Origin of the sequence: Kitasatospora gansuensis (genome assembly GCF_014203705.1) — a bacterium.
Classification (GTDB): domain Bacteria; phylum Actinomycetota; class Actinomycetes; order Streptomycetales; family Streptomycetaceae; genus Kitasatospora; species Kitasatospora gansuensis.
Window position 1 is genome coordinate 7,571,965 of the sequence record NZ_JACHJR010000001.1, and the last position, 17,099, is coordinate 7,589,063.

The 17,099-nt window shown below is 72.1% G+C and carries 13 protein-coding genes, 2 pseudogenes and 2 riboswitches; of the genes and pseudogenes, 6 read left to right on the forward strand and 9 right to left on the reverse strand.

The window, feature by feature from the left end; translation table 11 throughout:
• Nucleotides 1-21 precede the first annotated feature (21 nt).
• Nucleotides 22-174 (reverse strand): annotated as a pseudogene (locus F4556_RS39880) (dihydropteroate synthase); the annotation flags it as partial.
• Between the two features lie 130 nt (nt 175-304).
• Between F4556_RS39880 and metF the strand changes: the two are divergent.
• Nucleotides 305-1,222 (forward strand): methylenetetrahydrofolate reductase [NAD(P)H], encoded by a 918-nt coding sequence (metF, locus tag F4556_RS34145; protein WP_184923108.1) that lies wholly within the window; start codon nt 305-307, stop codon nt 1,220-1,222.
• Between the two features lie 61 nt (nt 1,223-1,283).
• Here the strand turns inward: metF and metE are convergent, their stop codons facing one another.
• Complete coding sequence (metE, locus tag F4556_RS34150) at nt 1,284-3,593, reverse strand: 5-methyltetrahydropteroyltriglutamate--homocysteine S-methyltransferase (protein WP_184923110.1); 2,310 nt, start codon at nt 3,591-3,593, stop codon at nt 1,284-1,286.
• A 139-nt stretch (nt 3,594-3,732) separates the two neighbouring features.
• Nucleotides 3,733-3,957: riboswitch (cobalamin riboswitch) on the reverse strand.
• Nucleotides 3,958-4,087: 130 nt separating this feature from the next.
• On the opposite strand from metE, the pseudogene F4556_RS34155 reads away from it, so the two are divergent.
• A pseudogene (locus F4556_RS34155) lies at nt 4,088-4,264 on the forward strand (3-hydroxyacyl-CoA dehydrogenase family protein); the annotation flags it as partial.
• A gap of 69 nt (nt 4,265-4,333) precedes the next feature.
• Here F4556_RS34155 and F4556_RS34160 read toward each other — a convergent pair.
• The 4 genes from F4556_RS34160 to F4556_RS34175 form a co-directional block, all read right to left on the reverse strand.
• Nucleotides 4,334-4,777: an SCO2322-related protein gene (locus F4556_RS34160; protein WP_184923112.1), complete on the reverse strand. Its 444-nt coding sequence runs from the start codon at nt 4,775-4,777 to the stop codon at nt 4,334-4,336.
• Nucleotides 4,778-4,795: 18 nt separating this feature from the next.
• On the reverse strand, nt 4,796-5,848 hold the full coding sequence (locus tag F4556_RS34165) for a prenyltransferase/squalene oxidase repeat-containing protein (RefSeq protein WP_221503765.1): 1,053 nt from the start codon (nt 5,846-5,848) through the stop codon (nt 4,796-4,798).
• Between the two features lie 99 nt (nt 5,849-5,947).
• Nucleotides 5,948-6,068: riboswitch (cobalamin riboswitch) on the reverse strand.
• Nucleotides 6,069-6,348: 280 nt separating this feature from the next.
• Nucleotides 6,349-6,999, reverse strand: a complete 651-nt coding sequence (locus F4556_RS34170) for a response regulator (RefSeq protein WP_184923114.1) — start codon at nt 6,997-6,999, stop codon at nt 6,349-6,351.
• A complete protein-coding gene (locus F4556_RS34175) occupies nt 6,996-8,177 on the reverse strand; it encodes a sensor histidine kinase (protein WP_246511166.1) in 1,182 nt (393 codons plus the stop codon). The genes F4556_RS34170 and F4556_RS34175 overlap by 4 nt, the downstream gene beginning before the upstream one ends.
• Nucleotides 8,178-8,311: 134 nt before the next feature.
• Here F4556_RS34175 and F4556_RS34180 point away from each other — a divergent pair, with 134 nt between their 5' ends.
• The 3 genes from F4556_RS34180 to F4556_RS34190 all read left to right on the forward strand — a co-directional run bounded on the left by F4556_RS34180 (nt 8,312) and on the right by F4556_RS34190 (nt 10,999).
• Entirely contained in the window at nt 8,312-9,232 is a 921-nt protein-coding gene (locus F4556_RS34180) for an ABC transporter ATP-binding protein (RefSeq protein WP_184923118.1), read from the forward strand.
• Nucleotides 9,229-10,062, forward strand: coding sequence for an ABC transporter permease (locus F4556_RS34185; protein ID WP_184923120.1), 834 nt, complete (start codon nt 9,229-9,231; stop codon nt 10,060-10,062). Before F4556_RS34180 ends, F4556_RS34185 begins: the two co-directional genes overlap by 4 nt.
• A gap of 67 nt (nt 10,063-10,129) precedes the next feature.
• A complete protein-coding gene (locus F4556_RS34190; protein ID WP_313069023.1) occupies nt 10,130-10,999 on the forward strand; it encodes an alpha/beta fold hydrolase in 870 nt (289 codons plus the stop codon).
• Nucleotides 11,000-11,176: 177 nt separating this feature from the next.
• Here the strand turns inward: F4556_RS34190 and F4556_RS34195 are convergent, their stop codons facing one another.
• Entirely contained in the window at nt 11,177-11,617 is a 441-nt protein-coding gene (locus tag F4556_RS34195) for a hypothetical protein (protein WP_184923122.1), read from the reverse strand.
• 446 nt (nt 11,618-12,063) lie between these two features.
• Between F4556_RS34195 and F4556_RS39835 the strand changes: the two genes are divergently transcribed.
• On the forward strand, nt 12,064-13,440 hold the full coding sequence (locus tag F4556_RS39835; protein ID WP_376775812.1) for a glycosyl hydrolase family 18 protein: 1,377 nt from the start codon (nt 12,064-12,066) through the stop codon (nt 13,438-13,440).
• 231 nt (nt 13,441-13,671) lie between these two features.
• On the opposite strand, the gene F4556_RS39260 is transcribed toward F4556_RS39835, so the two are convergent.
• Together F4556_RS39260 and F4556_RS34215 are read right to left on the reverse strand one after the other, a co-directional pair.
• Nucleotides 13,672-14,637 (reverse strand): DUF6801 domain-containing protein, encoded by a 966-nt coding sequence (locus F4556_RS39260; RefSeq protein ID WP_184923125.1) that lies wholly within the window; start codon nt 14,635-14,637, stop codon nt 13,672-13,674.
• On the reverse strand, nt 14,634-16,979 hold the full coding sequence (locus F4556_RS34215) for a helix-turn-helix domain-containing protein (protein WP_184923127.1): 2,346 nt from the start codon (nt 16,977-16,979) through the stop codon (nt 14,634-14,636). Before F4556_RS34215 ends, F4556_RS39260 begins: the two co-directional genes overlap by 4 nt.
• Between the last annotated feature and the right edge of the window lie 120 nt (nt 16,980-17,099).

Consider the following 17,099-nt stretch of genomic DNA (forward strand, 5'->3'; position numbering starts at 1 on the left):
CTGGAGCCGACGTGCGGATTCCTCGGCCACGAGTCTCAGTCCGTGGGCGACCGCCTGGTCCGGATCGAGCCACAGTCCGCTGTCGGAGAACGAGTCAGGAGTGACGTTGAGAACGCCCACGACGCCGCGGCGGCCCCCAGTCCTCCATCCCCGGTAGCAGGAACTTCCGCGAATTCGAGTGGGCAATGCGACGCGCGTCGGCCCCGGAGCTTCCCATCCGCTGATCTCATCTCTCCCGTGCGACTTTCCGCCAGTTCGTATGGACAAGGCTGCCGAATGCCGATGGTAGCCCGATAATCTTTCCATGGCTCTAGGCATCCCCAGCACGAGGGCAGATCGGGCACTGTCCATCCGCGAACTCCTGGCGACAGGGGCCCGCTCGTACTCCTTCGAGTTCATGCCGCCCCGCAGCGCGCAGGCGGAGGTGAGTCTGTGGAATGCGATCCGCAGACTGGAGGTCTTGTCGCCGACCTTCGTCTCGGTGACCTACGGTGCGGGAGGTTCGACCCGCGGCCGCACGGTCAACATGACCGGACGGATCGCCCAGGACACCACCCTCACCCCGGTCGCCCACCTGACGGCGGTGGGCCACAGCATCGCCGAACTGCGCAACATCCTCGGCCACTACGCAGACCAGGGCGTTCGCAACGTCCTTGCGCTGCGCGGCGATCCGCCCGGTGATCCGCTGGGCGACTGGGTGCGTCACCCGCAGGGCGTGCGGTACGCCGCCGAGCTGGTGCGGCTGATCAAGGAGTCAGGGGACTTCTGCGTGGGCGTCGCAGCCTTCCCCGAAATGCACCCCCGTTCGGCCGACTGGGACAGCGACATCCGGCACTTCGTGGAGAAGTGCCGGGCCGGTGCCGACTACGCGATCACCCAGATGTTCTTCGACGTGGACGACTACCTACGTTTCCGCGATCGCGTGGAAAAGGCAGGGTGTGCCGTCCCGATCATTCCCGAGATCATGCCGGTCACCACGATCCGGTCCCTTGAGCGCATTCCGACGCTCAGTACAGCGGTGATTCCGGCAGAGTTCACCGAGCGGATGACCGCTGCCCAGGACCGCCCGGGAGACGTGCGGTCGATCGGTATCGAGCATGCCACCCAAATGTGCCGCCGGCTGATCGCGGAGGACGTTCCCGGGCTCCATTTCATGACCATGAACTTCTCCCCGGTCACGATGGAGATCTATCAGAACCTCGGTCTGCAGAACCGGCCCTGACCCTGGTGCACGGTCGGGGCGGACGCGCGTACCGCGGCCCATCCGCCCCGACCCGCCCGGCTCAGCCGGCCAGCTCCGCGCGGACGAGCTTGGCGGCCTCGACCAGGCTGTCGATCGAGGCCCGGGTCTCGGGCCAGCCGCGGGTCTTCAGGCCGCAGTCCGGGTTGACCCAGAGCCGCTCGGCCGGGATCGCGGCCAGACCCGCGCGGAGCAGAGCGGCCGCCTCCGTGCTGCTCGGTACGCGCGGGGAGTGGATGTCCCAGACCCCGGGTCCGACCTCGCGGGGGTAGCCGGCGCCGGCCAGCTCGTGGGCGACCTCCATGTGCGAGCGGGCCGCCTCCAAGGAGATGACGTCGGCGTCGAGTTCGTCGATCGCGGTCATGATCGCGCCGAACTCGGCGTAGCACATGTGGGTGTGGATCTGGGTGTCGGCGCGGACACCGGAGGTGGAGAGCCGGAACGCCTCGGTGGCCCAGTCCAGGTACGCAGGGCGGTCGGCGGAGCGCAGCGGCAGGGTCTCGCGCAGCGCGGGCTCGTCCACCTGGATCACGGCGGCGCCGGCCGCCTCCAGGTCGGTGACCTCGTCCCGCAGGGCCAGGGCGACCTGGCGGGCGGTGTCGCCGAGCGGTTGGTCGTCTCGGACGAAGGACCAGGCGAGCATGGTGACGGGCCCGGTGAGCAGGCCCTTGACCGGACGGTCGGTGAGGTCCTGGGCGTAGCGGAACCAGTCGACGGTCATCGGCGTGGGCCGCGAGATGTCGCCCGCCAGCACGGGCGGGCGGACGTAGCGGGTGCCGTACGACTGCACCCAGCCGTGCTGGGTGGCGAGGTAGCCGGTGAGCTGTTCGGCGAAGTACTGCACCATGTCGTTGCGTTCGGGCTCGCCGTGCACCAGGACGTCCAGGCCCGCCTTCTCCTGATAGGTGATCACCTCCCGGACCTCGGTCTCCATCCGCTCCCGGTACCCGGCCTGGTCGAGCCGGCCGGCCCGCAAGTCGGCCCTGGCGGTGCGCAGTTCGGTGGTCTGCGGGAACGAGCCGATGGTGGTGGTCGGCAGCAACGGCAGGCCGAGCCGGGCCCGCTGGGCCGCGGCCCGCGCGGGGTAGGCCTGGTCGCGGCGGGCGTCGGCGGCGGTGGTGGCCGTGACCCGGGCCCGGACGGCCGGGTCGCGGGTGATCGCGGAGCCGGCGCGGGAGGCCAGGTCGGCGCGGTTGGCGGCGAGGTCGGCCGCGATGGTGTCGGTGCCCTCGCGCAGCCCCCGGGCGAGCACGGTGATCTCTTCGGTCTTCTGCCGGGCGAAGGCCAGCCAGCGGGAGATCTGCGGGTCCAGATCGCGTTCCCGGTCGGCGTCCAGGGGTACGTGCAGCAGCGAGCAGGACGCGGCGACGTCGACCCGCTCGGCCAGGCCCAGCAGGGTGGCCAGGGTGCCGAGGGACTGCTCGAGGTTGTTGATCCAGATGTTGCGGCCGTCCACCACGCCGGCGATCAGGCGCTTGCCGGGCAGTCCGCCGACGGCGGCGAGGTCGTCCAGGTTGGCGGCGGCGGGGCCGGTGAAGTCCAGTCCGACGCCTTCGACCGGGGCCTTCGCCAGCACCTTCAGTGCCTCGCCCGCCCGGTCGAAGTACGTGGCGACCAGGATGCTGGGCCGGTCGGTGAGAGCACCGAGTTCGCGGAAGATCCTGGTGGCGGAGTTGAGTTCGGCCGGGGTGCGGTCCTGCACGAGCGCGGGTTCGTCCAGCTGGACCCACTCCGCGCCCGCTGCCTTGAGTTCGGCGAGGAGCTGGGCGTAGACCGGCAGCAGGCGGTCGAGCAGGGTGATCGGCTGGAAGTCGGCGGCCACGCCCGGGGCGGGCTTGGCGAGCAGCAGGTAGGTGAGCGGGCCGAGCAGCACGGGGCGGGCCCGGTGGCCGAGTGCGCGCGCCTCGCGCAGCTCGCCGACCGCCTTGGCGGGGTTGGCGGTGAAGACCGTGTCCGGGCCCAACTCGGGGACGAGGTAGTGGTAGTTGGTGTCGAACCACTTGGTCATCTCCAGCGGCGCGACGTCCTGGGTGCCGCGTGCCATGGCGAAGTACCCGGCCAGCGGATCGGCGTCCACGGCGGCCCGGTGGCGCGGCGGGATGGCGCCGACGGCGACGGTGGTGTCCAGCACGTGATCGTAGAACGAGAAGTCCCCGGTGGGGACTTCGGTGATGCCCGCCCCGGCGAGCCGGCGCCAGTTGGTGCACCGCAGTTCGGCGGCGGTGGCGTGCAGGGCGGCGGCACTGACGGTGCCCTTCCAGTAGCCCTCGATCGCCTTCTTCAGTTCCCGGTTCGGTCCCTGCCTCGGGTAGCCGTACACGGTGGCCTGGGCGGTGGTGGAACTTGTGGTCACGGAACTCTCCTTCGCGAGTCGCGCTGCGATCCCGGAGAGAGCACGAGGACGCGAAGGAACGGCAGTGGGGGCGCGGCACCATGATGTGCCCGCCCGCTCCGCCGACCCGCCCTCGAGGTCACCGAGATCACCGTGTGCAGGGTGCACACGGGCAGTGGCAGGTCTTCGGACTCGCGGGCGCATCCGTCCTCGAAAGGCGGACACCTACTGGCCGTCGCTTCCCGGGCCCCTGTTCGGGACCCAGTGCATGTGACGGCGGTCGTTCCCACTCACCGCTGCGGGGCAGTCCCGGATTCACACCGGGTTCCCTCTTACGACGCACCTGTCTGGCTGGCAGGGCGAACCGACTGCGAGGCACAGCCTAGGCCCAACGAGGTGGCTTCGTCGCCGATTGACCGGATGGGGTAGGGGATGAAGGTGCTGGTGTGCTCGTTGACGTCCAGGGGGTGGCCGATGACGGGGGCGGCGCGTTGGGGGCAGGAGGGGCAAGGAGGTCTGCGGTCCGGATGGCCGAGGCCGGCCACGCCACCGCCCAGGACATCGCGCAGTCCATGTACGACGAGTACAAGGAGCCGCTGTACGCGCCACCGCCGCTGCTCGCCCGGATGGTGGAGGCGGGCCTGCTCGGCCGCAAGAGTGGGCGGGGTTTCCATTCGCACAGGGGTGCCTGACCCGGCCTCAACTCGCCGGTGCCCCGGCCTCCTTCGCGAAGGGCCGGGGCACCGGCGTCTGAGCAGGTGTCAGGGAGCGGTGATGCCCGGCTGCGTGCCGGCGCCGAAGGACCAGCCCTCGACGTCGCCGGGGGCCGGGTTGTACGAGGCCGCGCCGAGGTTGCTGTAGGTCCACGGGGTGCCGTGCTGGGCGTGCCAGTACGACCAGTAGGCGGAGCCGGTCGGGTTGGTGCAGGTGGCGGGCAGTGCGTTGATCTTGCAGACGAAGCCGGGGAACCGCGGGTGGAACGCGTACGAGAAGCCCGCTCCGGTCAGCGCCGCCAGGCCGGTGGCGGTGTCGCCCGGCGCGCAGCCGGTCTGGATGCCGCCGCCGACGGCGGTGAAGTCGACCACCACCGTGACGCCGGTGGTCCCGGTGCAGGCGGCCGCCTGGGCGGGGACGGCGGTGACGACGGAGGCGGCCAGCAGGCCGGCGGCCAGTGCGGTGGCGCCGAACGTTCTTCTGGTGAGCATGAGTTGGTACTCCTTCGATCAGCGGCAGGCGAGCGTGGGCGCGTCCGGACGGGCGCCGGCGGCGGAGAGGGCGGTCAGCGGGGTGCCGGCCAGGCCGAGGACGGCCTGCGCGGTGGCCCGGGTGGCGGTGGCGGGGTTGAAGCCGGAGGCGTCGTAGGCCACCGCGCCCCGGTTGGCCGGGGTGGCCGAACAGCCCTGCTGGAGCTTGACCAGGCTGCTCCAGCCCTTCAGGCCGGCGACCAGGCGGCCGCCGGAGAGCAGGGCCTCGGTGGCCAGGCCGGTGCTGTTGGCGTTGGAGACGGTGGCTCCGGCGGCGGTGAAGCCACCGTCGGTGTTCTGATGGGCGGTCAGCCAGCCGAGGCCCGCGTTGGCCTTGGCGGTACGTCCGGTGGCGGCGAGCGCCTGGACGGCCAGGGCGGTGGCGTCCGGGTCGCCGGCGCAGGCGGGCCGGCCGGACGAGACCGGGAAGCCGCCGTCGGCGCACTGGGTGCCGGCCAGGAAGTCGACCGCGGCGGCCGGGGCGCCACCGGGGGTGCGCTTGAGCGCGATCACGGCGAGGGACTGGCCGAAGTTGTTGCTGAAGTCGCCCCACTGGGAGCGGTCCGAGAACCGGCCCGAGGGCGCCTGGAGGCCCCGGAGCCGGGCGGGGAGGTCGACGCCGCCGAAGGCACCCGGGTTCTCGCCGCGGACCTCGGCCGCCAGCAGCAGCTTGGCGGTGGCACCGGCGTACGCCTCGGTCGTGCCGTCCCCGATGTAGCCGGTGAGGATCTCGGGCTTGGCCAGCCAGGCGGTGGCGCGGGCGGCGGCCAGGTCGGAGCTGCGGGAGGCGGCGAAGGCCAGCACGGCGTCGATGGTCAGGCCCTGGTCGGGGTAGGCGGTGCCGTCGAAGACGGATTCGAAGTGGTCGCCGTTCACCAACTGGCGGGCGAGCCAGCCCGCTCCGGCGGCATCGGGGCGGACGGTCGCGGCGGACGCGGGGGTGGCCTGGGCGGCGGTGGCCGTCGGCAGGACGGCGGTGAGGGCGAGCGCTGATATCGCGAGCAGACCCAGCGGGCGGCGGAGAGTGGGCATGGACGGCCTTTCCGGGCCTGGACGCAGGGGCCCGGAGGGCACCCGGAGCGAGACCCGGACAACCCACGAGGCTCCGGCCCGCAGACCACGACGGGAGGAGGGAACACACCTCCGCAGCCGGGTGATCGGGCTCGCCGCCGACTCGGGGGTCGACGGCCTACCGTTGCGGGTCAGCGCCGGATTCGGACCGGCTTCCCCCAACTGCGGAGTCACGATATGACGGCCCATCATGGCGACGGCCGAAAGCCGGGGTCAAGGCCGCGTGCGTCACACTCCGGCCCGGCGGAGCGGATTCCGCCTCGTCCGCATCGGCTATTGGGCCGTCGGCCTGCCCGCCTCCTGGCTCCTCGCCCACCCCCTCGACGGCTAGACCCGCGGCCTGCGGATCGGCCTGCTCATCGGCCTCGCCACCACCGCTGTCCTTCTGCTGCGTCGGTACAGCCAGACCCTCGCCGTCCGTGCCGACATCGCTCCGGTCGCCGTACCCGCGACATGAGCCGTCAGGCGGCCACCAGGCCGGCCTCGTACGCCAGGATCACCAGCCGGACCCGGTCGCGGGCGTCCAGCTTGGCGAGCAGGCGGCCGATGTAGGTCTTGGTGGTGGCGGGGCTGATCACCAGCTGTTCGGAGATCTCCGTGTTGGACAGTCCCCGGCCGACCAGGGTGAGCACCTCCCGCTCCCGTTCGGTGATGCCGGCCAGCTCCCGCCGCGGCCCGGTGGTGTTCGGGCGTTCGGTGAACTCGGTGATCAGGCGGCGGGTGACGCTCGGGGCGAGCAGTGCCTCGCCGCCCGCCACCACCCGGACGGCGGCCAGGATCTCGTCCAGGGCCATGTCCTTGACCAGGAAGCCGGAGGCGCCGGCCCGCAGGGCGCCGTGCACGTTCTCGTCCTCGTCGAAGGTGGTCAGCACGACCACGTGCGGGCCGGCCGGGCCCGAGGTGATCTGCCGGGTTGCCTCGATGCCGTCCAGCACCGGCATCCGAAGGTCCATCACCACCACGTCGGGGCGCAGCTCCCGGGCCAGCGCGACGGCTTCGGCGCCGTTGCCGGCCTCGCCGGCCAGCTCCAGGTCGGGGGCGTCGGTGATCACCATCCGCAGGGCGGCGCGGACCAGCGGCTGGTCATCGGCGAGCAGGACACGGATGGTCATCGGACTCCTGACAATGGGGAAGCGGTGAGTGGAAGGCGGGCGGTGACCCGGAAGCCGCCGCCGGGCAGCGGGCCGGCGTCGAACTCGCCGTGCAGCAGCGCGACCCGCTCGCGCATGCCGGCCAGCCCGAAGCCGGCGGGGGCGCCTCGGCCCGGCCCGGCGCCGTGGTCGGTGACCTCGAGGAGCAGGGCGTCGGTGAGCTGGTCGACCGTCACCAGGCAGTGGTCGGTGCGGGCGTGCTTGATCACGTTGGTCAGCGACTCCTGCACGATCCGGTAGGCGGAGACGTCGATCTCCGGCGGCAGCGGTCCGGTGCCGCCGGTGCGCCGCAGCTCCACCCGGAGCCCGGCGGTGGTGGTGGTCTCGGCCAGCCGGAAGAGGTCGGCCACCCCCAGGTCGGGGGTGAGGCCGTCCTCGGTGCGCAGGGCGACCAGCATCCGGCGAAGCCCGGCCAGGGCCTCCCGCCCGGTGGTCTCGATGGTGCCCAGCGCCTCCTTGGCGGCCTCGGGCTGACGGTCGATCACCCGCTTGGCGGCGCCGGCCTGGAGGGCGATCACGCCCATGCTGTGGGCGACCATGTCGTGCAGCTCGCGGGCGATCCGCAGCCGCTCGGCGGTGACGGCCTGCTCGGTGGCCTGCGCGCGGGACTCCTCGTGGTGCGTCCGGGCCTGCCCGGCGGAGGAGCCGAGCAGCCAGGCGATCACCACCACCAGGGCGACCGGCAGTTCGGTGGAGATGCCGACCGGCCAGCCGCAGAGCATCCGGAGTCCCAGGTACCCGGCGAGGACGGCGAGTGCCGCGCCGAGCGCCCGCCGGGAGCGGGGGCGGGGGAGTGCCAGGGCGAGGAAGTACACCGCGACGTCCACCGCCAGGTACTGCTGGAGCGGAACCTCCATCACAGCGAGCGGGAGGCAGGCGATCACCGCCCCGGTCAGCACCCAGGCCAGCCCGGCCGCCGGACGCGCCGTCAGTTTCCTGGCGCCCAGCACGGTGCAGAGCCCGGCCAGGGCCAGCATGGTGAGGCCGTCCCAGCGCAGGAAGACCACTCCGGGCAGGAGCGCCGGGTCGTTCTCGCCCGGCAGCCTCACCCGGAACAGCGCGGTGAGCACGGTGCCCGCGCACCAGGCGAGCACCGTCCAGGTGGCCGGGGTCAGCCGTTTGAGCGTGGGTATCCGCATGGGGCCGATGTTAGCGATCATGAACGGTCCGGTCATCGGCCCGTGGTCGTACGCCCGTGGAGGACTGCCGTCGCCCCCAGGTGCCACCCCCGGGCCGACGCCCGCCCCCGGGCCCGACCGGCAGGCTGTGGACCATGATCGAGATCAACGAACTGACGAAGCGTTACGGCGGCACCACCGCCGTCCACGGGCTCACCTTCACCGTCCGCCCCGGGCGGGTGACGGGCTTCCTGGGGCCGAACGGCTCGGGCAAGAGCACCACCCTGCGGATGGTCCTGGGCCTGCACGCCCCGAGCAGCGGCTCGGTGCTGATCGACGGCCGCCCGTTCCGGGACCGGCCGCGCGGCCTGCGGCAGGTCGGCGCCCTGCTGGACGCCGGCGAGGTGCACGGCGGCCGCAGCGGCCGGGCCCACCTGACCGCGCTGGCCCGCAGCAACCGCATTCCGCGCTCCCGGGTGGACGAGGTACTGGCCGAGGTCGGCCTGGCGGACGCGGCCAAGCGCCGGATCGGCGGGTACTCGCTGGGCATGCGCCAGCGCCTCGGCATCGCCGGTGCACTGCTCGGCGACCCGCCGGTGCTGCTCTTCGACGAGCCGCTGAACGGTCTCGACCCGGAGGGCGTGCGCTGGGTGCGCGGGCTGTTCCGGCGGCTGGCCGCCGAGGGCCGCACCGTCTTCGTCTCCAGCCACCTGATGACCGAGATGGAGCACACCGCCGACGAGTTGGTGGTGATCGGCCGGGGCGAACTGATCGCGGCCGAGAGCCTGACCGCCTTCGCCGCCCGGGGCGGTGCCACCGTCACCGTCCGCACCCCGGGCCACGCCGCGCTGGCCGCGCTGCTGGCCGAGCGGGGCGCGCAGGTGCGGACCGACGGCGAGGTGCTCACGGTCACCGGGGTGCCCGCCGCCGAGATCGGCGAGCTGGCGCTCCGTCACCAGCTGCCACTGCACGAGCTCAGCCCCCGGACGGCCTCCCTGGAGCAGGCCTTCATGGAACTCACCGCCGCCCACGCTGCCCACCGAAGCACCAACGACCTTGCCCGGAGCGCCCGATGACCACCGCGACCCTTGCCCTTGAACCCCGCGCCCGCCTGACCGATCTGTTCGCCGCCGAGTGGATCAAGCTCTGGTCGCTGCGCTCCACCGCCTGGACCCTGCCGCTGATCGCGCTCGCCGTGCTCGGGCTGAACCTCGGCACCGCCTGGGACCAGGTCCGCTACTGGGACCAGAGGAGCCCGGCCGACCAGGCCGGGTTCATCGCCGACGGCCTGGCCATGATGACGGCCTACACCTCCAACGGGGCCTCGGTGCTGCTGCTCGCGGTCGGCGCCTGGGGTGCGGTCACCGTCACCGGCGAGTACGGCACCGGCCTGATCCGCACCACCTTCGTCGCGGTGCCCGCCCGCAGTTCGGTGATGGTGGCCAAGGCCCTGGTGGTGGCCGCCGTGGCCACCGCCTTCGGCGCCCTGCTCGCGGCGGCCTCGTTCTGGGTGACCCAGGCCCAGTACGCCGAGCACCACGCCGGGGTGACGATCGGTCACCCCGGTGCGCTGCGCCTGGTGGTGGCCTCGGCCCTGCTCGCCCCGGTCGCCGCACTGGCCGGGATGGCCGTGGGCGCGCTGCTGCGCCACGGTGCCTTCTCCGTGGTGGCCGCCACGGTGCTGCTGCTGATCGTGCCGGCCTTCCTGAGCACCCGTCGGCACGGGACGGCCGTCCTCGCCCACGCGATGCCCTTCCGGGCCTGGGAGACGCTGGCCGAGCGTTCCGACCTGGCCGCCCTGGAGCCCTACCCGGCGACCCCCGGCGGCGCCTGGCTGGTGCTCGCCTGCTGGGCGGCCGGTTCGGTCCTGGTCACCGCGCTGGCCGTCCGCCGCCGGGACCAGTGACGGACCGTCAGAACCCCGCTGGGTCCGGGCTGGTGGTCGGGGTCGGGCCACGGGTAGGTTCCCGGTGGTGACTTCGACGGAGACGCAGGGCCTCGTATCGATGACCGACGGAGCGCGGTTGCGTTGGCAGGCGTCGGGGGACACCACTCGGCGGCCGGCCGTGGTCCTGCTCCACGGCGGTCCCGGTCTGCCGGACTACCTGGGTGACCTCGCCCCCATGGTTGCGGATCTTGCGCCCGTGTACCGGTACGACCAGCGTGGTACGGGTCGATCCCCGTGGCAGGGCCGGCATACCTTCGCCCGGCATGTCGAGGATCTCGCCGAGCTCCTCGACGTGTGGGAGGTGCGCGAGGCGGTGCTGATCGGGCACTCCTACGGCACCGATCTGGCGAGTCGGTTCTGTTTGCGGCACTCCGATCGGGTGGCCGCCGTGCTGCTGATGTGCGGGCCGTTCGTCGGTGACTGGCGTACCGGGGACCGGGCGGAACGCGGCCGCCGCACGTCCGTCGCCCAGCAGGAACGGCTCCGCGCGCTGGAGGAGTTGCCGGACCGTACGGAGGAGCAGGAGGTCGAGCTGCTCACGTTGGCCTGGTTCACCGACCACTCCGATCCGGAACGAGGGTGGCGGTGGGCGGCCCGGGCCGCCCGACGGCGTCGGCCGGTCAACTGGTCCATGAACGCCGAACTCGGCAGGGAAGGACGCGCCGATCCGCTCGATGAGCACCTTGCCGAGCTGCGGGCACACCTGCCCGTGCGGACGGAGCTCCTCGGCGGGATCGACGATCCCCGTCCCGTGTCGGCACTTGAATCGCTCTCGCTCCGTCTCGCCCTTCCGCTGACCCGGATCGAGGGCGCAGGACATGAGCCGTGGCTCGAGCAGTCCGACGTCGTGCGTGCGCACCTTCGCCGATTCGTGCAGGACGCCATGGGCACATAGGCCCGCGCAGGATGAGACCGGCTTCGCGCCGTCGCCGCAGTCCCGCCCCGTACCCCCGGGCCCGTCGGCGCCGACCATGTGCGGCTCGGGCAGGTGCGGTCGCCTCAGGCCGACCGGTATCCGGGGTGGGAGATGGAGGACCGGCCCGGTGCCCCCGGGCCGGTCGTCGGGCCCGGGTCAGCCGCAGGAGTGCCAGGAGGTGGTGTAGTCGATGACCGTGTTGCCGTTCGGGTCGTGCATGACGATGCGCTCCCTGATGCACTCGTTCACGGCGTGCACCCAGACCGGGCCCGCGTAGCTGGCGAACATCCCGCTGTTGGTGCTGCCGCCACCGTTGCCGTCGGGGTCCGTGATGAACAGGTACGTCCAGGTCTTGGTGCCCGCGTACGCCGACTTCACGAAGACCGAGCAGTTCGCGTACCCGTCCCAGTAGGTGCGCAGCTCTCCGCCGGTGCCACCGGTGACGGTCGGGATGGACTTGGTGTAGACCAGGTTCGCCGCCACCCCGTCCCGGGTGCAGCCGTAGGCGCCGGCCTGCGCGGCCGGTGCGGTGGCGAGCATGGTGGCCCCGAAACTGGCGGCGAGGGCCAGTGCGGTGACGGTGTTGCGTATGCGCATAAGAGTGTTGCCGTTTCCTCGAACTGATGGACTGTCGCAACCTAGCAGCCGGTCCGCCGCCCTGCCGAGCCGCTGCCGGACGGGCGGCTGCCACAAGCTTTACAAGCGCGGATGCCCTCCTGGGGCATCGTTCCGGCCCCGCGGCGGACCGGCCGACCGAGCCGACGATCGCCCGGCCTGGCACACCGTCAACACCCGTTCACTCGACCGAGTGGACGCATGCTGGTGCCGCGTCGTCTTGATCATCCCGCCCTAGGGTTCTGTTCCGGCGGCCCGTCCGGTACTGCCCGCAGGAGCGCCTGTGGTGTGAGCAGAAGCTCTCGGCTCGATGGCTGCTCGGCACTGCTGTTATCGAGCTGTCGGGCTACTACCGCGGCAGCGCGCAGTACGAAGGCCGCTTCGACGGTGTGACGGACAACAACTCCGCGGGCCCGGGCCAGGACCTGATGAGCTGGGGTACGCCGGGGCGCTTCGACACGATCGTGCTGCCCATCACCGCGATCGTCGGCGACCAGGGCGAGCTGAAGGAGGTGATCAAGCGGTCGGCTGCGGACCTCGGTCGCCGGGCTGACGAGGTGACCCCCGTCGATGCGTGGGGCGCCGTCTCCTCCTACCGCAACGTGGGCTTCGACAGCTGGGCCGGCACCGACGACTCCAAGGAGCTCTTCACCCAGGCCCGGGCCCAGGGCCTGCTCGGTGGCGTACGCAAGCTCATCACCGAGCGCGACCCGGCCCTCAAGGTCGCGCTCGCCGTCGGCGCGTGGAAGACCAGCGAGGCGTTCCACGAGCTGGCCAAGTCCCCGGCCCGGCGCGCGACGTTCATCGACAGCCTCGCCGACATCGTCAAGCGCTTCCCGATGATCACCGCCGTGGTCCTGGACTGGGAGTACCCCGGCAGGCCGGGCAGAGGCAACCCGCACGGCCCGCAGGACGCCGCGAACTACGCACTGCTGATCCGCGAGCTCAAGCAGAAGCTGCCCGCCGTACGGATCAGCGTCACCCTGGGCGCCTCCGTCGAGACCCTGGAGGCCGCGAACGTCCCGGCCCTGGTCGCCGCCGGCGCCGACCAGCTGCACTTGATGGCCTACGACTACTTCGGCACCCCGTGGTCCAAGGCCCTGGGGCACACCGCCAACCTCCGCGTCACCGAGTCCGCGGAGAACTCGGTGGACGCGGCCGTCTCCTTCCCCCTGGATCAGGGAGTCGCCTCCCGCACGATCCACCGGGCGTCAGCACGATCAGCAACAACGCCCGCAACGCACAGATCACCAGCTGGTCCCCGCTGCTCGGCACCTACACCCCGGGCGACGGCACGACGGTCGGCACCTTCGAGTCGGGGCGGACCGAGTGGTTCGACATCCTCACCAACCACCTCGGTCTCGAATACCAGGGCGGCCGCAACGGTTTCGTCCTCTTCACCGACCTGCGGGCCGACGCCGACTACCTCTACAACCCCCAGAGCCAGGTCTTCATCTCCCTGGACACACCCCGCACGGTGCGGGCCAAGGCCCAGTACGCGGCCGAGCGCCAACTCGGCGGCCTGTTCATCGACGCGGCGGACGCCGACAACGGCCTCCTCTCGAACGCCGCCCGCGAAGGCCTCGGCGCCAAGGAGACCGATCAGGTCATCGACATGGCGCCCTACTACTTCACCGGCGAAACCACCGCCCCCTGACCTCTCCCCGTGGGGGGGCCGACGGGATTCCGCCGCTCAGACGCTGTGGCCCCGCCGCTGGCGGGGCCACAGGTGCTCAGGTGTGGGTACCGAAGCGCAAACGCATGAAGTGTCTTCGGCGGATGGCTCGTTGAGGCTGAAGAGCTGAGGGTGGGCGGCCGGGCGGACGCCCCGTCAGGTGGGCTCGGGTGCCGTCTCGGCCACGGTGTTGTCGCGCTGGCCGGGTGTAAGGCCCGTGCTTCGATGGGCACTGGGTCCTGTGGGAACGCACGATTCCGCGCCTGATGGGCACTGATTCTGGCAATGCTGCGTGGGCAATCGGCGCGCTCCAACGATCGGAGCATTCGTCGGAACGGGTGTGGCCGAGTAGGGCGGTAGGTCAGGCTGGGGGCTCGGATGCTCCACGGCGTTTGGATCGCCGGTGGAGGACGGCGGCAGCGGCAAGGGTTGCGGCGATGGCCGCGGCGATCGCGGCTATGACCAGAGCAGCCCCCTGGGAGTGGGCGGTTGGCTCACGTTGGGCGTCGGTTGTGGTGGGGGCGGACGCTTGCGGTGAAGGAGTTGGCGAGGTGATGCCGGCGGAGGCGGTGCTTGCGACGGCGGAGGCGTCTGTTCCCGGCGGGGTGATGCCGGCGGAGGGTGAGGCCGGGGCGGTGGTCGGGCGTGGCGAGGATGGGGCCGCGCCGGACGGAGGGGCGGTGGGGGATGGGGTGGCGGATGGTTTCGCGGGGGTGACTTCGAAGGGTGCGACGGTGTTGTCCTGGCCTGCGTTCAAGGTGCAGGGGACATCGACCTGGCCGGGTGTTGCCAGGTTGCCGTCGGCGTCCTTGGGCACGAGGTGGAGGGTGAAGTTCCCGACGGTCACGCGCCCGGTGCCGGGGTGGGTGAAGGAGAGCCGGGGCGCGTTACCGGTAGCGGGGATCTCGAAGGCACCTGAGGCTGGGACGGCGGTGCGGGTGATGGTGAGGTGGACGGGGACGGCTGTGGCGCCCTGCGGGGCGAGGACGCGGGTCTCGGCGTCGATCGAGCCTTCGATGGTGCGCACACCGAGGACGTAGCGCAGGCCGAGGGTGAAGGAGGCTTCGACGGTGGCGGCCGCCTGGATGGCGAAGGCCGGGCTGGACTCGCCGGCCGGCAGGGTGGCCGGGATGTCCGCGGAGATCCTGGCGGTGATGGCCTGTCCGCCGATGGTCGGGAAGACGCAGGTGTAGTGCAGGGTTAGGGCGGCGGGTCGGGCGGCTGCGGGAGTGGTGGCGAGGGTGCCGACGAGGGCGGTGGCGGTGGCGGCAACGGCCGCACGGCAGGTGCGCCTGCTCGGGCGGCGCGTACGGGATTCGGCGCTCATCGTGCCCCTTCCGTCGAGTGGTCGCGCAGGCGCTGTTCGCTGCCGTGGCGCTGCTGGTGGCTACGGCTCAGGTGGCTCTGGATCCAGGCGTGGCGGAACTGGTAGACCGCCCCGACCTGGCGGAGCACGCCGCGATGGTGGGCGTCCTCCAGGAAAGTGATCAGCGCCCAGGGCAGTTGCCCCGTGAGCGGTAGCCAGATGCGGGCCAGCGCCACCCACTGGCCCCAGGCGGTCAGGCTCAGTCCGTAGCTGAGCCCGGCGCCGAACGCGGCCTCGAGACCGAACACGAGGCCGACCTCGAAGCCGCGCACCGGCCCGTACACGATGCCGTTGAGCAGGCCGACACAGAGGCCGATGACGAGCGCCCAGGTGAGCAGGTGGAAGACGACGTTGCGGCGCTCGATGTGCAGCAGGTCGGCTGGACTGACAACGGATTCGGTGCGGACCGGTGCCTCGAACAGGGCGATCAGGGCGAAGACCAGCCCGGTCGCTAGGGCGATCGGCGGCACGAACAGCAACCCGGCCGTGAGGCCGGCGCCTTGGCCATCGGCGAGGCCGAGCGGGGTGACCAGCCCTTCGTCGACCAGGATCAGCAGCGCCATGCCGGCTGCTCCACAGCCCAGGCCGATCAGGAACCGGGTGAGTGCGTTGCGGCGGGTGCGCAGGGTGCCGGCACTGAGCCTCAGCCGGACGGGGGAGGGTCTGAGGGTGGCGCGGGCGCAGGCGTACCAGTACACAAGGCCGAAAAGCGCCCCGGCGACGGAGCCGTGCAGGAGGCCGACCACGAGGCCGCGGACGACGGCGAACCGGGGGCCGTGCGTGGTGGCGACCAGGTCGACCGGTACGTTGCCGACGGCGGTGGTGACGCCGAAGGCGAGGCCGGCAAGGAAGGCGATGATCAGGGCGCGCGGGGTGCGGCCCATGCTGGTGCCGATCTCCCACCAGGTGAGGTCCTGCTGTTCGCGGCCGACCTGGGTCAGGTGGTCGGCGAGGTGGCCGAGCCAGCGCTCGGCGCGTTCCGCGTCCCACGATCCGGGGCGGCGGTGGGCGGTGTCGAGCCGTTCGGTGGGACGGGGGCGGTAGACGGCGGGGACGAACCCGGCCAGAAGGTGCTCCTCGATCGCGTCGGGGTCGGGGAAGCGGTCGGTGTCCAGGAGCTCGCCTGGTCGCCGTTCGGGGTGGTCGCTGTACATGGTGCGGGCGAGGGCGATCATCAGCGGGGTGCGCAGCGCGGCGGCGAGGTTGGCGCGGCCGGCGCTCTCCGCAGTCCGGGCGGGGTCGAGGACGGCCTCCCAAGTCGCGCCCCGCACGTCGGTGTCGGCGGGCCCGGGGAAGGCCGGGTCGGTCCGGGGCAGGTAGCCGCGCAGGTCGTCGAGGTCGAGGTCGCGCAGTTCCAGGACGACGGCGGCGGCCAGCGGGGCGTGGGCGGTCCGGACGGCGGCGGTGAACTCGGCGTGGCGGCTGGTGAGGACGAGCGGCAGTCGGGAGAGGTTGATTGTTTCGAGGGCAGCGGCGCGCAGGCCTTCGGCGAGTTCGTCGAATCCGTCGAGGACGGGGAGGACGAGGTCGTCGTCGAGCAAGTCCGCGGCCAGTGTCTTGCCGCTGGGGACCCGGCGGGCCAGGTGTGGATAGTCGCGCAGCAGTCGGGCGATCAGCCAGTCGCGCAGGGCCACGGCGGTCGGGTCCCAGGAGCCGAGGCTGAAGATCACTGGCACCCGTTCGTTGCGGGTGCGGGCGTCCAGCAGGTCGAGGGCAAAGCGCACGGCCAGGATCGACTTGCCTGATCCGGCGCTGCCGAGGACCACCAGCCGGCCGGACGGTATGCGCTGGTAGATCTCGGCGACCCGCCGCAAGTCGCCGCTGAGGTCCGGTTCGGAGCGGGCCTCACCAGGGGCCAGCAGGAGGGCGTTCGCCGACTGGTCGGCCGTCCCCGCCGGCACCTGTTGCCAGCGCACCGGCAGTGCGAACGGGTGGTGCACCCGGTGGCGGGCCTCCTCGCGACGCCAGCGCTGCCGGCTCTCGCGGGCCAACTCCTCGGCAGCGTCCGTGAGGGGGCCATGGTCCCGGGGCGGTGGGAGCCGTTCCGGTGGGGGCGCCGGCGCTTCCGGCGCCTCCGGGCCAGTGCCGCCGCCGAGGGCGCTCAACCGTCGGCGGTCCTCGGGGCTGGCGTCGACCGCGTCCGCGATGCGGTTGATCGTGCCGAGCCGGTGGTCGAACGATCGGTCGGTCTCAATCCGGCGGACGGTGCTCTCGCCGAGCCCTGCCCGCTCAGCGAGCTGGAACTGCGTCAGACCGGCCCGCTTCCGTAACTGGCGAACCAGTGCTCCGAGCGTCTCCGCCACGCCCCACCCTTCCCCCGGGAACTCGAAAACAGAGGTGAGCCTACCTCTGACGACCGGTCATATATGACCGGCGCTGTGACCTGTGCACTTGCCTGACGCGACGCCAGCATCGGCGGTGCG

Excerpts from the sequence above, each read along its gene's own strand:
- F4556_RS34170 (WP_184923114.1), bottom strand. The coding sequence starts at position 6,999 with ATGACCATCCGTGTCCTGCTCGCCGATGACCAGCCGCTGGTCCGCGCC.
- F4556_RS39835 (WP_376775812.1), top strand. The coding sequence starts at position 12,064 with ATGAGCTGGGGTACGCCGGGGCGCTTCGACACGATCGTGCTGCCCATC.
- F4556_RS34165 (WP_221503765.1), bottom strand. The coding sequence starts at position 5,848 with ATGCCCACTCTCCGCCGCCCGCTGGGTCTGCTCGCGATATCAGCGCTC.
- F4556_RS34195 (WP_184923122.1), bottom strand. The coding sequence starts at position 11,617 with ATGCGCATACGCAACACCGTCACCGCACTGGCCCTCGCCGCCAGTTTC.
- F4556_RS34185 (WP_184923120.1), top strand. The coding sequence starts at position 9,229 with ATGACCACCGCGACCCTTGCCCTTGAACCCCGCGCCCGCCTGACCGAT.
- F4556_RS34175 (WP_246511166.1), bottom strand. The coding sequence starts at position 8,177 with ATGCGGATACCCACGCTCAAACGGCTGACCCCGGCCACCTGGACGGTG.
- F4556_RS39260 (WP_184923125.1), bottom strand. The coding sequence starts at position 14,637 with ATGAGCGCCGAATCCCGTACGCGCCGCCCGAGCAGGCGCACCTGCCGT.
- F4556_RS34160 (WP_184923112.1), bottom strand. The coding sequence starts at position 4,777 with ATGCTCACCAGAAGAACGTTCGGCGCCACCGCACTGGCCGCCGGCCTG.
- F4556_RS34180 (WP_184923118.1), top strand. The coding sequence starts at position 8,312 with ATGATCGAGATCAACGAACTGACGAAGCGTTACGGCGGCACCACCGCC.
- metF (WP_184923108.1), top strand. The coding sequence starts at position 305 with ATGGCTCTAGGCATCCCCAGCACGAGGGCAGATCGGGCACTGTCCATC.